Here is a 16383-nt window from a genome sequence, read left to right as displayed (position 1 = left end):
CGGTCAAAATGCAAGTATCAGTCATGAACCTTTCTCCTCAGCATACAATGAGGAGAAAGGTTTTTTCATGCATGCCGAAAAAATTTCCCTAAGCTGTCATATTGAAATAGGACAACGTCATACACTATAGTGTCCTGTTTTTGATTGATGAAGAAGTAAAAAATTGAAAAGGATTGGAAGTCCGGGAGGGGATCACTTGGAAAAGGTCGATATTTTCAAGGATATCGCTGAACGAACAGGAGGCGATATATACTTAGGTGTCGTAGGAGCTGTACGTACAGGAAAATCTACGTTTATCAAAAAATTTATGGAGCTAGTGGTGCTCCCGAATATCAACAATGAAGCAGACCGGGCGCGCGCACAAGATGAGCTCCCCCAAAGTGCCGCTGGCAAAACCATTATGACAACTGAACCGAAGTTTGTTCCGAATCAGGCAATGTCAGTTCATGTCAGTGACGGACTCGATGTGAATATAAGGCTTGTCGACTGTGTCGGCTATACTGTACCCGGAGCAAAGGGATACGAGGATGAAAACGGGCCGAGAATGATCAACACTCCTTGGTATGAAGAGCCGATTCCATTTCACGAAGCTGCCGAAATCGGCACGAGAAAAGTCATCCAGGAACACTCCACCATCGGTGTTGTGATTACGACTGACGGCACGATTGGAGAAATCGCCAGACAGGATTATATCGAGGCTGAAGAACGGGTGATCGATGAATTAAAAGAGGTTGGAAAACCATTTATCATGGTCATCAATTCCGTAAGGCCGTACCATCCGGAAACGGAAGCGCTCAGGCAAGAGCTGATGGAGAAATACGACATTCCGGTGCTGGCGATGAGCGTTGAAAGCATGAGGGAAGCGGACGTTCTGAGCGTTCTCAGAGAAGCGCTTTACGAATTCCCTGTACTCGAAGTCAACGTCAATCTTCCGAGCTGGGTCATGGTATTAAAAGAGAATCATTGGCTCAGGGAAAACTATCAAGATTCCGTTAAAGAAACCGTCAAAGATATTAAAAGACTGAGAGATGTCGACCGCGTCGTCGGACACTTCAGCGAATTTGATTTTATCGAGCGCGCCAGCCTCGCCGGAATAGAAATGGGCCAGGGGATCGCCGAAATCGATTTGTACGCGCCGGATTACCTGTACGATGAAATTTTGAGGGAAGTCGTCGGCGTTGAAATCAGAGGAAAGGATCACCTCCTTCAGCTCATGCAGGATTTTGCCCATGCCAAGACCGAATATGATCAAGTATCAGATGCGTTGAAAATGGTGAAACAAACCGGTTATGGAATCGCTGCTCCCGCATTAACCGATATGAGCCTTGATGAACCGGAAATCATCAGGCAGGGGTCAAGATTCGGAGTCCGGCTGAAAGCGGTGGCGCCGTCGATTCATATGATCAAAGTCGATGTGGAGAGCGAGTTTGCGCCAATCATCGGAACAGAGAAGCAGAGCGAAGAGCTTGTCCGCTATTTAATGCAGGACTTTGAGGATGATCCGCTGTCAATCTGGAATTCCGACATTTTCGGAAGGAGCCTGAGCTCCATCGTCAGAGAAGGGATTCAGGCGAAGCTGTCCCTCATGCCTGAAAATGCAAGATATAAGCTGAAGGAGACGCTCGAGCGCATCATTAATGAAGGATCAGGCGGCTTGATTGCGATCATCTTATAAAAGGGAAGGCCTCTTATCATACGGGAGGTCTTTTTTTCATGCCTGAAACAGGATGAACAGGCGCCGTGAAAGGGATTGAGGCGGCAGGGGCAAGCGGCTGGAAATATAGGAAAGATTATGATTAAAAAAGGAAAAACAGGAATATTTGTTCGTTTCATTCTGCTTAAACCTTGACGAATAAGGGATCATCGCTTTAAAATGCTTGATATGGTTATTCAGATGTGTTAATCTACATACAGAAAATCTTCACTTTACTGGACAAACGTTCCTCTCAAAGTGAAATTTTCACTGAAAGCCGTGAAATGCCTTTTCTATATTTATTTGAAATTTCTGTTCAAACAGGTATAGAAACAGGTTGAACTGTGAAGAAATGATGATAATCTATTGTTTGATACCTTTTGGGAGGAGGTGAAAGGCATGAACAAGACAGAACTAATCAATGCGGTTGCAGAAGCAAGCGAACTATCTAAAAAAGACGCTACTAAAGCAGTTGATTCTGTTTTTGATACAATTTTAGATGCACTTAAAAACGGTGAAAAAATTCAATTGATCGGTTTTGGTAACTTTGAGGTTCGAGAGCGCTCAGCTCGTAAAGGACGCAATCCTCAAACAGGTGAAGAAATCGAAATCCCTGCAAGCAAAGTACCTGCTTTCAAACCAGGTAAAGCGCTTAAAGACGCTGTAGCAGGAAAATAATTGTATGTATATATGCCGTTTTCGCGCGTAATACATACCATGTTGTTTCTTCACAGGAAAGCCCCTTTTCAAAGGGGCTTTTCATAATTTTAAGGCTTTTTTTCAGATGGAAAACATTTTGCCGGCAAAAAACCTTTCATTTTGCTTTTATAAGCTGAAGTGTGCTAGAATCTGAATTAAATGTATGCGTTTCTGGAGGATATAAAACAATGAGAGAAATCAACAAAGAACAAATTGAACAAGCTGTCCGGCAAATATTGGAGGCGATCGGAGAAGATCCGAACCGTGAAGGCCTTCTTGATACACCGAAAAGAGTCGCGAAAATGTACGCCGAAGTATTTGCAGGGTTAAACGAAGATCCGAAAGAGCATTTCAAAACGATTTTCGGCGAGGATCACGAAGAGCTTGTTCTTGTTAAAGATATTCCCTTTTATTCAATGTGTGAGCACCATTTAGTCCCTTTCTACGGGAAAGCCCATGTAGCTTATATCCCTAAAGGGGGAAAAGTGACAGGGCTCAGCAAATTGGCGAGAGCCGTTGAAGCGGTGGCAAAGCGCCCGCAGCTGCAGGAGCGGATTACGTCAACAATCGCCGACAGCATTGTTGAAACGCTGACTCCGCACGGTGTCATGGTTGTTGTTGAAGCCGAGCACATGTGCATGACGATGCGCGGCGTGAAAAAGCCGGGTTCAAAAACTGTCACTTCAGCCGTAAGAGGAACGTTTAGACAAGATGTAGCCGCTCGCTCTGAGGTGTTGGAGCTTATCAAAACATCATGATTAAAAATGAGAAGGTGTGCGATGAACATGACCAATAATCAATCGAATGATTTTGTCGTTATCAAAGCCGTTGAAGACGGCGTCAATGTGATCGGCCTGACGAGGGGCACGGACACAAGATTTCATCATTCAGAAAAGCTTGATAAAGGAGAGGTGATGATCTGCCAGTTTACCGAGCACACCTCTGCGATCAAGATCCGGGGCGAGGCCCTGATTCAGACGGCAAACGGCGAGATGAAAAGCGAGTCGAAAAAATAGATAGCCGGCCTTTTATGGCCGTTTGCGTGGCATAAGACAATATCTTTCAACATATTATGGTATAATTAAACTTTCTCCGCTCAAAAAAGATACATAATCAATCAAAAAGAAAAACTGCGAATTTTGGGACAAGGGTGATATCTTTGCAAGACATCTACGGACAATTATCTTATTTGAAAATCAAGCTGAATCAAAAGCTTTCACATCCATATTTGGCGAAGCATTTGACTGCGCCGAAAGTTGATGAGGATAAGCTGTTTCTTTTCTACGCTCTGTTTGAGGAAACGGATTTAAAAGAAGCTGACAAGGAAAGTTACATCTTAACGGCGATGCTTGTTCAAACAGCCCTTGATACCCATGATGAAGTCACGACCGCAGCTTCAATTAAGCAGGACGACTATAAAAACCGCCAGCTGACCGTATTGGCCGGTGATTATTTCAGCGGCATGTACTACTCGCTGTTATCGGGTATGAAGGATATTTATATGATTCGGACGCTCGCTGCGGCCATCAAAGAAATAAACGAACATAAAATCAGGATTTACGACCATTCCGCAAAAGATGCGGACAGCCTGAAAAAAAGCGTCAGCATAGTGGAAGCTGCACTTTTTCACCATCTCGCCGACCACTTTTACCTGCCTCACTGGAAAACAGCCGCCAATGACTTTCTTGTGTTTAAAAGGTTTGCGGCCGAAGAAAAAGCTTCAGATTCCCGGCTGCTGGAGACGATCATACAGAAAGAGTTTCCGGAAGACCAGGCTTCATGCGGACAGCTGGCTGCAGCGGCTTATGAAGAAGCCAAGCTTGCGATCAACCAGTCGCTTGCTGCAAAGCCCGCCGTCCAAAAATGGCTTCTGAAACGCCTGCAGGAAATTCGGCCTGAAAAACGAACTTATCATCAGAAAGTGGAAGAAGGGTAATCATGGTGCAGTCAAAAGAACAGCGCGTACACGGCGTGTTTGAAAAGATTTATAAAAATTACGACCAGATGAACTCCGTCATCAGCTTTAAACAGCATAAAAAATGGCGCGACAAAACGATGCAGCTCATGAACGTACCAAAAGGAGCCAAAGCGCTTGACGTCTGCTGCGGGACGGGCGACTGGACAATCGCGCTCGCTGATGCGGCCGGAGAGACAGGGGAAATCAAGGGCCTTGATTTCAGCAAAAACATGCTGAGCATCGCCGAACAAAAGACCGACAGCTACAGCCAGATCGAACTGATCCACGGCAACGCGATGGAACTGCCCTTCCCGGACAATACGTTCGACTATGTCACCATCGGCTTCGGGCTTCGCAATGTTCCCGACTATTTAACCGTATTAAAAGAGATGGCGCGCGTGGTAAAACCCGGCGGCCAGGTTGTATGCCTTGAGACGTCCCAGCCTGAAATGTTCGGGTTCAAACAGCTGTACTTCCTGTACTTCCGTTTTATTATGCCCATGTTTGGAAAGCTCTTTGCCAAAAGCTTTAAGGAGTATTCATGGCTTCAGGAATCGGCCAGGGAATTTCCTGGTATGAAAGAGCTTGCTGCATTGTTTGAAGAGGCTGGATTAGAAAATGTTCAATATCATCCGTTCACAGGCGGCGTAGCGGCTACACATGTCGGCTTGAAGCGATGATGACTACTGAAATACTCGGGTGAATCGATATGAAATTGACAACGTTTTATTCTTTTTTAAATGACGATATTGAATTAATAGAAAAAGAGCTTGAAAAGACCGTGCACTCCGACTATCCATTGCTAAGTGAAGCGAGCCTGCATTTGCTGCAGGCCGGAGGCAAGCGGATTCGTCCTGTGTTTGTCCTGCTTTCCGGCATGTTCGGTGAATACGATATCAACAAAATTAAAAATGTCGCTGTTTCATTGGAATTGATACATATGGCTTCGCTCGTACACGACGATGTCATCGATGATGCGGAGCTTAGAAGGGGACAGCCGACTATCAAAGCGAAGTGGGATAACCGGATTGCAATGTACACAGGTGATTATTTGTTCGCTCGCTCACTTGAAGCGATGACGAAAATAAACGAACCGAAAGCCCATGAAATCTTGTCCAAGGCGATTGTCGAAGTCTGTCTTGGAGAAATTGAACAAATCAAAGATAAATATAATATGGAGCAAAACCTCAGAACCTATTTGCGGAGAATCAGGCGCAAGACAGCCCTTCTGATCGCATCGAGCTGCCAGCTAGGCGCCATTGCTGCCGGCGCGGGTGAAAACATTCATAAAACGTTGTACTGGTTTGGCTATTATGTCGGCATGTCCTATCAAATTATTGATGACATCCTCGATTTCACCTCAAGCGAAAAAGAGCTTGGCAAGCCTGTGGGCAGTGATCTGCTTCAGGGGAATGTCACGCTTCCCGTATTATATGCACGGAAATCGCCTGAATTAAAAGCGCGGCTTATGCTGGTCAACAGTGAAACGACTCCGGAACAGATCAAACCAGTGATCGAAGAACTGAAGAAAACCGATGCTATTGAACAATCGTTCAGAGTCAGCGAAATGTATTTAAATAAGGCTTTCGCACTGCTTGAAACGCTCCCGAAAAACCGGGCGCGGACGGCACTGGGCCAAATTGCGAAATACATCGGCAAACGAAAGTTCTAAAAAAAGACAAATGAGTCGAAAGTATGAATATTCTCCACCCTTTATTGATTAATTGTTTGAAAAATGCTATATTTCTGTTGTAGTGTTGAAAGCCTATACATATTAGCGGGGTGGAGAATCGACTATGGAAAAAACCTTTGTGATGGTAAAACCTGACGGCGTTCAGCGTCAGCTGATCGGCGAAATTTTGTTAAGATTCGAACGTAAGGGCTTACAATTAATCGGAGCCAAGCTGATGAAGGTCTCAGAAGAGACGGCAGGCGAGCATTATAAAGAACATAACGGCAAACCGTTTTTCGGCGAGCTTGTCGACTTTATTACTTCAGGCCCGGTATTCGCCATGGTGTGGGAAGGCGAAGACGCAATCGCGGTCGCCAGACAGCTGATCGGGAAGACGAACCCTAAGGAAGCGCTCCCAGGAACAATTCGCGGAGACTTCGGCATGTTTGTCGGAAAAAATATCATTCACGGTTCAGATTCTCCTGAAAGTGCAGCACGCGAAATCAACTTGTTTTTTAAAGAAGACGAACTTGTTGAAGACGAGAAGTTAATGAATCAATGGATTTACTAAAAATCAGCTGAAAAGCTGATTTTTTTATATGGATCAGAATGGCTGCCGCCGGGCAGGCTTTTTTCTTTTTAAAGATACAAATTTAAAAGAAAACAAGCTATAATTGTACTCATATCAGCACGACGATTAGGAGAGAAAACATGGACAATTACAGTTTCTTTGTTGATAAATGGAAAAAAATAACTGGTGTGGATTTGGCATTGTACAAAGAGGCGCAAATGAAAAGAAGGCTAACATCTCTTTATGAAAAAAAGGGGTACGGCGATTTCCGCGAATTTGCGCTCGCTTTAGAAAAGAATGAAGCTCTTCTGCAGGAAACGCTGGACAGGATGACGATTAATGTTTCAGAATTTTACAGAAACTATAAGAGGTGGGAGGTTCTCGAAAAAACCATCCTCCCGCTCTTAAAGCCTGCGAAAACATTGAAAGTATGGAGTGCGGCATGTTCAACCGGTGAAGAGCCGTATACATTATCGATGATTTTAAGCAGACAGAAAGGCCTCTCAGACTATCAGATCATCGCAACAGATATCGATGACAAAGTTCTTGCGAAAGCGAAAGAAGGCGTGTATCAGGAAAGATCTCTTCAGGAAGTGCCGAAAGAGATAAAGGAACTTTATTTTACGCAAGACGGAAACCGATTTGCCGTCAAAGACGAGATCAAGAAAAACATTCGCTTTCAAAAACACAATTTACTGGCTGATGCATATGAGAAAGATTTTGATATCATCGTATGCCGCAATGTTCTCATATATTTTACAGAGGAAGCAAAAGAGAAGATCTATCATAAGTTCAGCGGCAGTTTGAAGAATAATGGAGTTTTGTTTGTCGGAAGCACGGAACAGATCTTCAATCCGGAAAAATACGGTTTTCAATCGACAGATACGTTTTTCTATCAAAAAAGTTAGCTGACTTTTTATAAAAGGTTATGTTATAGTTTTACTTAAAAGCGTTAATGTGATGAAGGGAGAACGAAAGCATGAGGTATTTAACAGCCGGTGAATCTCACGGTCCGCAGCTTACGACAATTATCGAAGGAGTCCCAGCAGGGCTTTATATCACAAAAGAAGACATTGATTACGAGCTTCAAAGACGTCAAAAAGGCCACGGCCGCGGACGCCGGATGCAAATCGAAAAAGATCAGGCACGGATCACAAGCGGTGTAAGGCACGGGCGTTCTCTTGGATCGCCGATCGCTCTCGTCGTCGAAAACAACGACTGGAAACACTGGACGAAAATCATGGGATCAGAGCCGATCACGGCTGAAGAAGAAAGCGAAATGAAACGACAGATTTCAAGGCCAAGACCGGGTCACGCTGATTTGAACGGCGCGATCAAATACGGGCACAGAGATATGCGCAACGTGCTTGAACGTTCATCTGCCAGAGAAACGACCGTCCGTGTGGCGGCAGGAGCCGTCGCCAAAAAGATCCTTTCCCAGCTCGGCATCCAAGTGGCCGGCCACGTGCTGGAGATCGGCGGAGTAAAAGCCGAAAAAACAAATTATGAATCTATCGAAGACTTGAAAAAAGTAACCGAAGAGTCTCCTGTCAGATGCTATGACGAAGAAGCGGGCAGAAAAATGATGGACGCGATCGATGAAGCAAAAGCAAATGGCGATTCGATCGGCGGAATCGTCGAGGTGATTGTTGAAGGGGTGCCGGTAGGAGTCGGCAGCTATGTCCATTACGACCGCAAACTCGACAGCAAGCTGGCTGCCGCCGTGCTGAGCATCAATGCTTTTAAAGGTGTTGAATTCGGCATCGGCTTTGAAGCTGCACGCAAAAACGGCAGTGAAGTCCATGACGAAATCATTTGGGACGAAGAAAAAGGCTATACGCGCGCTACAAACCGTCTCGGCGGCCTTGAAGGCGGGATGACAACGGGAATGCCGATTGTCGTCAGAGGCGTGATGAAGCCGATTCCAACGTTATACAAACCGCTCAAAAGCGTTGATATCGAGACGAAAGAGCCGTTTACAGCAAGCATCGAGCGTTCCGATTCCTGCGCTGTCCCTGCCGCAAGCGTAGTGGCTGAAGCGGTTGTTGCATGGGAAATCGCCAAGGCGATCGTCGAGCAGTTTGGCGTTGACCAAATGGACCGGATCGCTGAAAATGTTGAGAAAATGAGAAAGCTTGCGAGGGAGTTTTAATGAAATCACTTCAAATCGAAACCGCTTCTTTGTCCTACCCGGTGTTCATCGGGGGAGGCATTAGAAAAAACGCGGCAGAGCTCTTGTCATCCTTGAACCTTCCGATGACGAAAGTGCTATTGATCACCGACGAAGAAGTTGATAAACACTATGGAGAAGAACTGTTCGGCCTTCTCCGCAGCAAATGGCCCGTCAAAAAGGTTGCGGTGCCAAGCGGTGAACAGGCCAAATCAATCGATCTGTTTATGAAGCTCCAGACGGAAGCCATTCAATTTCACCTTGACCGTTCGTCATGCATTGTGGCGCTGGGCGGCGGCGTTGTCGGCGATCTTGCAGGGTTCGTCGCTTCAACTTTTATGAGGGGCATCGATTATGTGCAATTCCCAACGACTCTGCTGTCTCATGATAGCGCGGTCGGAGGGAAAGTTGCCATTAATCATCCGCTCGGAAAAAACTTAATCGGCGCTTTTCATCAGCCGAAGGCGGTGGTTTATGATACCGAATGCTTGAGCACGCTTTCTGAAAAAGAAATGCGTTCAGGTCTTGCGGAAGTCATTAAGCACGCATTTATCCGTGATGAATCTTTCTTGAACGAATTGCTTAAAATTGATTCAATTAAAGCGATTACGACCGGCCAGCTCAGTGAAATGGTGTACAAAGGCATTTCGATTAAAGCGGAAGTTGTCTCACAAGACGAGCACGAACAGGGAATCAGGGCCTATCTGAATTTTGGGCATACGCTTGGCCACGCCGTTGAAGCCGAATACGGCTACGGAGAGATGACCCATGGCGACGCTGTCGCTTTAGGCATGCAATTTGCTTTGTTTGTCAGCGAGAAGGTGTTGAATTGTCCTGTTGACCGCACAAAAATCGCCGCCTGGCTGAAAAATCTCGGCTATCCGGAAAGCGTAAAACGCGAAGTTTCAACAGAAGCTCTCATCAATCGAATGATGAACGATAAAAAAACACGCAGAGGCATCATTCAGTTTGTTCTGCTGGATAAGATCGGCAGTGTGCGGCTGCACTCCTTTAAAGCCGATGAAATTGAACGATGGCTGAATATGTGGAGATTGGAGGGAGGCAAATGATGATGCGCGGAATTCGGGGAGCGACGACAGTTGACCAGGATACAGAAAAAGACATTACGGAGCGGACGAAGCAGCTGATCGGAAAAATGATCGATGAAAATCAACTCAAACCTGAGCAAGTCGTGCAGATCTTCATTTCTGCCACTTCCGATATTCACGCTGCTTTTCCCGCAAAGGTCGTCAGAACGTTTGACGGCTGGCAGCATGTGCCCGTCATGTGCATGCAGGAAATGGATGTTGAACACGCCCTTAAAAAATGCATCAGAGTGATGATGACGGTTCAGACGGATATGCGGCAGGATGAAGTCCGCCACGTTTATTTAGAAAATGCCGTAACGCTCAGACCTGATTTATCATTGACAAAAAATACTGAATTGTAATACGATTGTAGAAACCTTGAAATACACAGGAGTGTGTATGGGGTTTTAGTTTAGAAAAGCTGAGTATGAGACTAGGGTAGATTGAGAATGAGCTGAGATGAGCTGAGTTGAGACAAAACGTTTATTCATTCTACCCAAAAGACGCTGTTCTTTTGGGTTTGTTTCGTTTTCCCCTCTTCAATTCAATCATTTGTCCTCTAAAGGCCTTCTTCTCATTCTCTCCGCCTGAATAAGGAGTGAGAGATTGTTGAGTCTGCAAACCGATTTTGCCTCTTTTTCAGAGGATACTTCACACTTTAAAACAATACCGATAATTGAGAGTTTTTCCGTCGATACGCTGACGCCCGTTCAATTGGTCGAGAAGCTGCAGGAAAACATCGTGTATTTGCTGGAAAGCCAGGATGAAACCTCTGCATGGTCAAGATATTCTTTCATTGGTCTGGATCCCTTTTTGACGATCAAAGAAGAATGCGGCCGGTTTCACGCCTGCGATCAAAAGCAGAAAAAGCTTTATTCAGCTTCACAGTTAAAAGAAATTCTCGAATGGATGTCGGAGACATATTCGATCAAAGCGCCTGAGCTCGACATCCCGTTTACAGGGGGAGCGGTCGGCTATTTAAGCTATGATTTAATGCCGCTCATTGAACCGTCCGTCAAAGGGCACAGCAAAGAAACGGAGATGGAAAAATGCCTCCTGTTTGTCTGCCGGACGATGATCGCCTATGATCACGAGCTGAAAAAGCTGCATTTCATCCACTATGCAAGGCTTGAAGGCAGTGAAACAAGGGAGGAGAAACAGCGCATTTTTAAAAAGGGGAAAGAAGAGCTCAAACAGCTTACACACAGGCTGTCAGGCCGGAAAACGACGAAAGAGCTGTTTCTCCCGCAAGGACGGCACACGGCCCCCAGCTTTAAAGGGGTTCAATCAACATATGAGAAATCCCGGTTTTTGGCCGATGTCAATCGCTTGAAAGAGTACATTAAAGCGGGAGACATTTTTCAAGGCGTCCTTTCGCAAAGGTTCGATATTCCGGTGAAGGTCAGTTCTTTTGAGTTATACAGAGTGCTGAGAATGGTCAACCCGTCCCCGTACATGTACTACATGAAGCTTCCTGACCGCGATCTCGTCGGAAGCTCGCCTGAACGCCTGATCCATGTTCAAAACGGTCATCTTGAAATTCATCCGATTGCCGGCACGAGGAAAAGAGGCGGTGATCAGGCTGAAGATAAGCGGCTCGAAAAAGATCTTTTGGCTGATGAGAAAGAAAAAGCGGAGCACTACATGCTCGTCGATTTGGCGAGAAATGATATCGGCAGAGTAGCTGAGTACGGATCTGTCCAAGTGCCCGAGTTTACGAAAATCGTTTCCTTTTCACACGTCATGCACATCATTTCGATCGTAACCGGCTCGTTAAAAGCGGGCGTTCATCCGGTAGACGCTTTAATGAGCGCATTTCCGGCCGGAACTTTGACCGGCGCTCCGAAAATCCGCGCGATTCAGCTTTTAAATGAACTTGAGCCCGAACCGAGGGAAACATATGGGGGATGCATTGCTTATATCGGATTTGACGGAAATATCGATTCATGCATCACGATCCGGACGATGAGCGTGAAAAACGGAGTGGCGTCCATCCAGGCCGGAGCAGGCATCGTAGCCGACTCCGTGCCTGAAAAAGAGTGGGAAGAGACCTGCAATAAAGCGGGGGCTCTGTTAAAAACGATTCAAATCGCTGAAGAAATGTTTCTCGAAAAGGGGGAGGACGGCAATGAACGAACTGCTGAAATCATGCGTTAATGGAGGAACAATGAATGAAACCGAGGCACACAGCATCATGCGTGACATGATGACCGGCTCGCTGAGCGCCGCGGAAATTGGAGGCCTCCTGTCCGTTCTCGCCTACAGGGGAGAAACGGCTGAAGAGATTGCGGGATTTGTCAGAGCCATGCGGGAGCAGGCGCAAACAATAAACGGGCCGGAAGATGTTGTTGATACGTGCGGAACCGGAGGAGACGGAAGCTCCACCTTCAACATTTCCACAGCGGCGGCGATCATCGCTTCATCAGCCGGGGCAAAAATCGCCAAACACGGTAATCGTTCCGTTTCTTCAAAAAGCGGGAGCGCTGATGTTCTCGAATATCTCGGCGTTTCAATTCAGACGTCGCCTGAAGAAACGATTCAGAGCATTGAACGCCGCAATATGGGATTCCTCTATGCGCCAAGCTATCACTCTTCCATGAAGCACGTGGCCGGCGCAAGGAAGGATTTGGCTTTTAGAACCGTATTCAATCTGCTCGGCCCGCTCAGCAATCCAATGAAAGCCAAGCGCCAGGTGATCGGCGTCTACTCGATTGAAAAAGCAAAGCTCATGGCCCGCGCACTTGAAGCGTTTGAACCGGAACACGTATTGTTTGTATCGAGCCGGGACGGTCTTGATGAACTGTCGATCACATCGCCGACAGATGTGATTGAACTGAAAGGCGGCAAAACATACGAATACACCGTTGAGCCTGGCGATGTCGGTCTGCCGTTCGGCAGGATAAGCGACATTCAGGTGGCGACGCCTGAAGAAAGCGGCCGTCTCATCGTCGATATTTTGAAAAACCGCGCTCCGGATTCGGCTGTTCATATCGCAGCGTTTAATGCCGGAGCCGCTTTATACGTCGCAGAACAGGCTCCGGGTTTAAAAGAAGGCGTTGCACTCGCTTTAGAAGCTGTTGCAAGCGGTGAGGCGCTTGATCAGCTGGAACGATTAAAACAGAAAGAGGAAGAGTTGTATGCTTAATCAAATTATTGATAGAAAACGAGAAGACATTCTGAAAATCGAACTGCCGGAAGATTTGAAGCTGCCAAAGCGGTCATTTAAAAAGGCGCTTCTTTCTCCTAACCGGTTTGTCGCTTTAATTGCGGAGGTGAAAAAAGCTTCACCGTCAAAAGGTGTGATTCAGGAAAACTTTGAGCCCGTAAAAATCGCTAAACAGTACGAACAGGCTAAAGCCGACTGTTTGTCTGTTCTGACAGATACACCTTTTTTTCAAGGGAAGAACAGTTATTTGTCAGATGTGAAACGCTCGGTTTCGCTGCCAGTACTGCGCAAGGATTTTATCATTGATTCCATTCAGGTTGAAGAAGCGGACCGCATCGGAGCGGATGCGATCCTGCTGATCGGAGAAGCGCTTGAACCGCAAAAGCTGTTTGACCTCTATCAGCAAGCTGCTGAAAAAGGCATGGATGTGCTTGTCGAAGTTCATGGCGAAGAGACGCTTGAAGGTATTTTAAATGTCTTTACACCCGAAATCATCGGCGTAAACAATCGAAATCTAAAAACCTTTGAAACATCCGTCGGGCAAACGGAGCGTATGGCAAAACTCGTTCCGTCAGGGAGCGTTCTTATCAGCGAAAGCGGCATCGGACAATCGGAAGACCTCGCTTTTGTAAAAGCGTGCGGAGCCCGGGCTGTGCTAGTCGGCGAATCGTTAATGAGAGAGCCGTCACAGCTGAAGGCTGTCCATGCGTTATTCGGAGAGAACGGATGATGGAGAAACCGGGCTTAAAATATTGCGGGATTCATTCATTGGAAGATTTAAAGGTGACAGCCCGCTCGAAAGCCGATTACCTCGGATTTATTTTCGCCGAAAGCAGACGGTCGGCAGACCCGGAGGATGTGAAACGCTGGTGTGGCAAAACGGATACAGCGGGTAAAAAGCTTGTCGGCGTCTTTGTTAATGAAAATATTTGCAGAATAGCAGAAATCGTAAAAGATGCCGGTTTGGACGTGATCCAGCTTCACGGAGATGAAACAGAGGCAGATATCAAGCGGCTGAAAAGCATGACAGACTGCGAGATTTGGAAGGCGCTCCACCATGGGGATGATACCGTTCAGCGCATGGCATCTTTCGCACCTTACATCGACGGGTATGTCATCGACTCATCTGTTAAAGGGCTCAGAGGAGGAACGGGCGTTTCGTTTTCGTGGGACAGCGTTCCGATGTATAAAGATGCAGCGCAAAGAGAAAGAAAGCGACTGTTTATCGCCGGGGGCGTGAACCCGTACACAATCGCGGATCTTTTAAAGCGGCGCCCGCCGGGAATCGACCTGGCAAGCGGAATTGAAGAAAGAGGCAGGAAAAGCGAAAAGCTGATCGGCCTTTTAGAAGAAAGGATGTTCGAACATGTATTCATATCCGAATGAACAAGGCAGGTTTGGTGATTTTGGCGGGAAATTCGTGCCGGAAACACTCATGCAGCCTTTGGAAGAAATCGAAAAAGCGTTTCTTGAACTGAAAGACGCCCCCTCGTTTCAAAAGGATTATCAAAAGCTTTTAAAAGACTACTCAGGCAGGCCGACGGCTTTGACGTTCGCTGACCGGCTCACAAAGCAGCTGGGCGGAGCGAAGATTTATTTAAAAAGAGAAGATTTAAACCATACAGGCGCCCACAAAATCAACAATGCCCTCGGCCAGGCTCTGTTGGCCAAGAAAATGGGGAAAACAAAGCTCATCGCTGAAACCGGCGCAGGGCAGCACGGCGTGGCTGCGGCGACTGTCGCTGCAAAGTTCGGCTTGTCATGCATTGTCTTTATGGGTGAAGAAGATGTTGCCAGACAATCGCTGAACGTGTTCCGGATGAAGCTCTTGGGAGCGGAGGTCGTTCCGGTGTCAAGCGGAAACGGGACATTAAAAGATGCTACAAACGAGGCGATCCGTTACTGGGTTCAGCATTGCCAGGATCATTTTTACATGATCGGTTCCGTCGTCGGGCCGCACCCGTATCCTTATATCGTCCGTGAATTTCAACGGATGATCGGCGAAGAGGCGAAAGCGCAGTTTTATCAATTGGAGCAAAGCCTCCCCGATAAAGTTGTCGCCTGTGTCGGAGGCGGAAGCAATGCGATCGGGATGTTCAGCGCGTTCATTGAAGAAACTGTTGAACTGATCGGAGTCGAAGCTGCGGGAAAAGGTGTCGACACCCCCCTTCACGCGGCAACGATCACAAAGGGTACAAAAGGCGTTATCCACGGTTCTTTGACCTACTTGATTCAAGACGAGTACGGACAGATCATTGAGCCTTATTCCATTTCAGCAGGACTTGATTATCCGGGGGTCGGCCCCGAGCACGCTCATCTTCATCAAACAGGGCGCGTCACGTATGAATCTGTCACTGATGATGAAGCGGTCTCGGCATTAAGGCTGCTGACAGAGACAGAGGGCATTTTGCCGGCTATTGAATCCGCCCATGCATTGGCAAAAGCATTTGACATCGCTAAAGAACTGCCGAGAGAGAAAAGTGTTCTCGTCTGCCTTTCAGGCAGGGGAGACAAAGACGTCCATACCTTGATGAAGGTGTTGGAAGAAGAGGTGAATCAAGATGTTCAATCTGAAAAAACAGCCGTCCGATAAGTTATTTGTTCCGTTTATTACAGCGGGAGACCCGCTGCCTGAAATCTCGATCGAGCTGGCGAAATCCCTTCAAGAGGCGGGGGCGTCCGCCCTTGAACTCGGGGTTCCGTATTCTGATCCGCTCGCTGACGGCCCGGTGATTCAGCGCGCGTCCAAAAGGGCGCTTGACAACGACATGAACATCGTAAAAGCGATCAGGCTTGGCGGTGAAATGAAAAAAAACGGCGTCCATATTCCGATTATTCTCTTTACGTATTATAATCCTGTGTTACAATTAGATACAGATCACTTTTTCGCTTTACTGCGACAAAATCGGCTAGACGGACTCCTTGTACCGGACCTTCCTTTTGAGGAAAGTGTATATTTGCAGCAGCAGTGTAAAAAACACGGGATTACCTATATTTCGCTGGTCGCGCCGACAAGCGAATCGCGCATTCAAAAAATAACGCAGCAAGCGGAAGGTTTTGTGTATTGCGTTTCTTCGCTCGGTGTGACAGGTGTGCGCAATGAATTCGAAGATTCTGTTTCTTCATTTATCAGGTCAGTTAAAGGAATGAGCTCCGTCCCGGTTGCCGTTGGGTTTGGGATTTCCAGCTCCAAACAAGTGGAGATGATGAATGAACTGGCGGACGGCGTTGTCGTGGGAAGCGCCCTTGTCAGAAAGATCGAAGAGCTGAAAGACGAACTCATCGCCCCTGAGACAAGGGAACAAGCCTTAAAGGCGTTTGAGGCATACGCTAAGACATTTAGCGGATCGTACATGGTAAAATGAGG

The 16383-nt window shown here is 46.8% G+C and carries 18 protein-coding genes; all 18 read left to right on the top strand.

All coding sequences use genetic code 11. The features are described 5' to 3' along the window. Positions 1–196: 196 nt before the first annotated feature. Entirely contained in the window at positions 197–1675 is a 1479-nt protein-coding gene (gene spoIVA / locus MHB72_RS12855) for a stage IV sporulation protein A (RefSeq protein ID WP_020451964.1), read from the top strand. 417 nt (positions 1676–2092) lie between these two features. Beyond that, on the top strand, positions 2093–2371 hold the full coding sequence (gene hbs, locus MHB72_RS12850) for a non-specific DNA-binding protein Hbs (RefSeq protein ID WP_003183006.1): 279 nt from the start codon (positions 2093–2095) through the stop codon (positions 2369–2371). A gap of 209 nt (positions 2372–2580) precedes the next feature. Further along, positions 2581–3150 carry a GTP cyclohydrolase I FolE gene (gene folE, locus MHB72_RS12845; RefSeq protein WP_020451963.1) on the top strand — a complete coding sequence of 190 codons (570 nt, stop codon included), beginning with the start codon at positions 2581–2583 and terminating at the stop codon, positions 3148–3150. A gap of 27 nt (positions 3151–3177) precedes the next feature. Then, a complete protein-coding gene (gene mtrB, locus MHB72_RS12840) occupies positions 3178–3408 on the top strand; it encodes a trp RNA-binding attenuation protein MtrB (RefSeq protein ID WP_023857455.1) in 231 nt (76 codons plus the stop codon). A 143-nt stretch (positions 3409–3551) separates the two neighbouring features. Further along, complete coding sequence (locus MHB72_RS12835) at positions 3552–4328, top strand: heptaprenyl diphosphate synthase component 1 (RefSeq protein WP_023857454.1); 777 nt, start codon at positions 3552–3554, stop codon at positions 4326–4328. Between the two features lie 2 nt (positions 4329–4330). Then, entirely contained in the window at positions 4331–5029 is a 699-nt protein-coding gene (locus MHB72_RS12830; protein WP_020451960.1) for a demethylmenaquinone methyltransferase, read from the top strand. A 29-nt stretch (positions 5030–5058) separates the two neighbouring features. Further along, positions 5059–6021, top strand: coding sequence for a heptaprenyl diphosphate synthase component II (gene hepT, locus MHB72_RS12825; protein WP_020451959.1), 963 nt, complete (start codon positions 5059–5061; stop codon positions 6019–6021). 124 nt (positions 6022–6145) lie between these two features. Beyond that, positions 6146–6592: a nucleoside-diphosphate kinase gene (gene ndk, locus MHB72_RS12820; protein WP_003182994.1), complete on the top strand. Its 447-nt coding sequence runs from the start codon at positions 6146–6148 to the stop codon at positions 6590–6592. Between the two features lie 140 nt (positions 6593–6732). Further along, positions 6733–7500, top strand: coding sequence for a CheR family methyltransferase (locus MHB72_RS12815; RefSeq protein WP_020451958.1), 768 nt, complete (start codon positions 6733–6735; stop codon positions 7498–7500). A 71-nt stretch (positions 7501–7571) separates the two neighbouring features. Then, positions 7572–8744 (top strand): chorismate synthase, encoded by a 1173-nt coding sequence (gene aroC / locus MHB72_RS12810; protein WP_025811222.1) that lies wholly within the window; start codon positions 7572–7574, stop codon positions 8742–8744. Next, positions 8744–9832 (top strand): 3-dehydroquinate synthase, encoded by a 1089-nt coding sequence (gene aroB / locus MHB72_RS12805; protein ID WP_216920183.1) that lies wholly within the window; start codon positions 8744–8746, stop codon positions 9830–9832. The genes aroC and aroB overlap by 1 nt, the downstream gene beginning before the upstream one ends. Then, a complete protein-coding gene (gene aroH, locus MHB72_RS12800; RefSeq protein ID WP_023857449.1) occupies positions 9829–10212 on the top strand; it encodes a chorismate mutase in 384 nt (127 codons plus the stop codon). The genes aroB and aroH overlap by 4 nt, the downstream gene beginning before the upstream one ends. Before the next feature lie 247 nt (positions 10213–10459). Continuing rightward, positions 10460–12007: an anthranilate synthase component I gene (gene trpE, locus MHB72_RS12795; protein ID WP_023857448.1), complete on the top strand. Its 1548-nt coding sequence runs from the start codon at positions 10460–10462 to the stop codon at positions 12005–12007. Continuing rightward, positions 11979–12995, top strand: a complete 1017-nt coding sequence (gene trpD, locus MHB72_RS12790; RefSeq protein ID WP_023857447.1) for an anthranilate phosphoribosyltransferase — start codon at positions 11979–11981, stop codon at positions 12993–12995. The genes trpE and trpD overlap by 29 nt, the downstream gene beginning before the upstream one ends. Continuing rightward, complete coding sequence (gene trpC / locus MHB72_RS12785; RefSeq protein ID WP_023857446.1) at positions 12988–13746, top strand: indole-3-glycerol phosphate synthase TrpC; 759 nt, start codon at positions 12988–12990, stop codon at positions 13744–13746. The genes trpD and trpC overlap by 8 nt, the downstream gene beginning before the upstream one ends. Continuing rightward, on the top strand, positions 13746–14402 hold the full coding sequence (locus MHB72_RS12780; RefSeq protein WP_095291598.1) for a phosphoribosylanthranilate isomerase: 657 nt from the start codon (positions 13746–13748) through the stop codon (positions 14400–14402). Before trpC ends, MHB72_RS12780 begins: the two co-directional genes overlap by 1 nt. Then, positions 14383–15609, top strand: a complete 1227-nt coding sequence (gene trpB / locus MHB72_RS12775) for a tryptophan synthase subunit beta (protein WP_216920184.1) — start codon at positions 14383–14385, stop codon at positions 15607–15609. The genes MHB72_RS12780 and trpB overlap by 20 nt, the downstream gene beginning before the upstream one ends. After that, positions 15578–16381 carry a tryptophan synthase subunit alpha gene (gene trpA / locus MHB72_RS12770; protein ID WP_026579384.1) on the top strand — a complete coding sequence of 268 codons (804 nt, stop codon included), beginning with the start codon at positions 15578–15580 and terminating at the stop codon, positions 16379–16381. The genes trpB and trpA overlap by 32 nt, the downstream gene beginning before the upstream one ends. Positions 16382–16383 lie beyond the last annotated feature (2 nt).

Source organism: Bacillus sp. FSL K6-1284, from assembly GCF_038002625.1.
GTDB lineage: Bacteria > Bacillota > Bacilli > Bacillales > Bacillaceae > Bacillus > Bacillus paralicheniformis.
Note: the sequence above shows the minus strand (reverse complement) of the source record. Positions and strands in the feature narration are given on the sequence as shown.